This is a genomic window from Micromonospora sp. NPDC047707, from assembly GCF_040704235.1.
Taxonomy (GTDB): Bacteria; Actinomycetota; Actinomycetes; order Mycobacteriales; family Micromonosporaceae; genus Micromonospora.
In genome coordinates, this window is record NZ_JBEYSU010000153.1 from 1 (window position 1) to 1,349 (window position 1,349).

The 1,349-nt window shown below is 62.8% G+C and carries 1 protein-coding gene and 1 pseudogene; both read right to left on the reverse strand.

Annotated elements, in window-relative coordinates:
• Positions 1 to 90 precede the first annotated feature (90 nt).
• The gene (locus AB0873_RS32560) at positions 91 to 375 is read right to left on the reverse strand and encodes a transposase (protein WP_366604641.1); all 285 of its coding nucleotides are present in this window, start codon (positions 373 to 375) and stop codon (positions 91 to 93) included.
• Positions 376 to 565: 190 nt separating this feature from the next.
• Positions 566 to 1,349, reverse strand: a pseudogene (locus tag AB0873_RS32565) (IS630 family transposase); the annotation flags it as partial.

The window sequence follows — 1,349 nt, forward strand, 5'->3', positions numbered from 1 at the left end:
CACAACCGAAAGCTCGTGAGGGGTCACCGCGACATGACACTACCGCCAGCCCTCAGCAACCCCTCAACACGCCGACCTAACAAAGCACTACTAGGTGATCCTGCCGGCCGCGTCGGCAAGGATCTGCAATGCGGTGAGCAGCCGTTTCCAGGTGCCGTGGCGCTGCCACCTGCCGGAACAGGCATACACCGCCGACCATGATCCGTACTGCGGTGGCACGTCCCGCCACGGGGTGCCCACACGGATCCGCCACCGAATCCCGTCGATCAGATGCCGTCTGCTCCACAACGACGGTCGACTTGAACGCTCCGGCGCCGACAGCAACGGTTCCAGCACCGCCGACTGCACGTCGGTCAGGTCGAACCGCCTCGTCACCGCTAGGGTGTCCACAAGGTCTCCGGTTTCAGGTTCTGCTCAATCGCTGAGCCATCTACCGGAGACCTCGCCACCTCTCGATTTCCAACACGCCGAACGGTCACACCAACTCAGGCACCACCGCCGACTTCAATTTGTTCGAGGGGTGAGCACCCAGTGCTCCACTAGCAGACCCAGCGACTGCACGCCAGTGTCCTGAGTCGTTGAAAGTTTTATTGATTCGGGTCCAGTAGTTGGCGAGGTTGTCGAGGATCTGGTCGGCGGTTTTGCTCCAGACAAAGGGTTTGGGGTTGTCGTTCCACGCCGCGATCCAGGCGTTGACGTCGTCTTCGAGGGCTTTGACGCTGCGGTGCGTGCAACGGCGGAGTTTGCGGTTGGTCAGTTCAGCGGACCAGCGTTCGACCAGGTTGAGCCAGCTGCTCGAGGTTGGCGTGAAGTGCAGGTGGAAGCGGGGATGCGCGGCCAGCCAGGCGCGGATCGCCGGGGTTTTGTGTGTGGCGTAGTTGTAGCAGATCAGATGCAGGTCCAACTCGGGCGGGGTGCTGGCGTCGATGGTCTTGAGGAAACGTAGGAACTCTTGATGGCGGTGTCGATGCTGATGCTGGCCGATTCACCTTGCCGGTGGCGATGTCCAATGCGGCGAACAGGCTCGTGGTGCGGTGGCGCAAGTAGTCGTGGGTACAGCGCTCAGGTGCGCCCGGCAGCATCGGCGCGGTGCGGTCAAGGGCCTGCATCTGGGACTCTCGTCAACGGCGAGGACCATCGCCTTGTCCGGCGGATCGAGGTACAACCCGACCACGTCACGGACCTTGTCGATGAACAACGGATCGGTGGACAGCTTCCAGGTGTCCACCAGGTGAGGCTTGAGCCCAAACGCCCGCCAGATCCGCGACACGGCCGTCTGGTTGAGCCCAGTCGCCTTCGCCATCGACCGGGTCGACCAATGGCTGTCCCGATCGGGCGGCGCCTCCTCA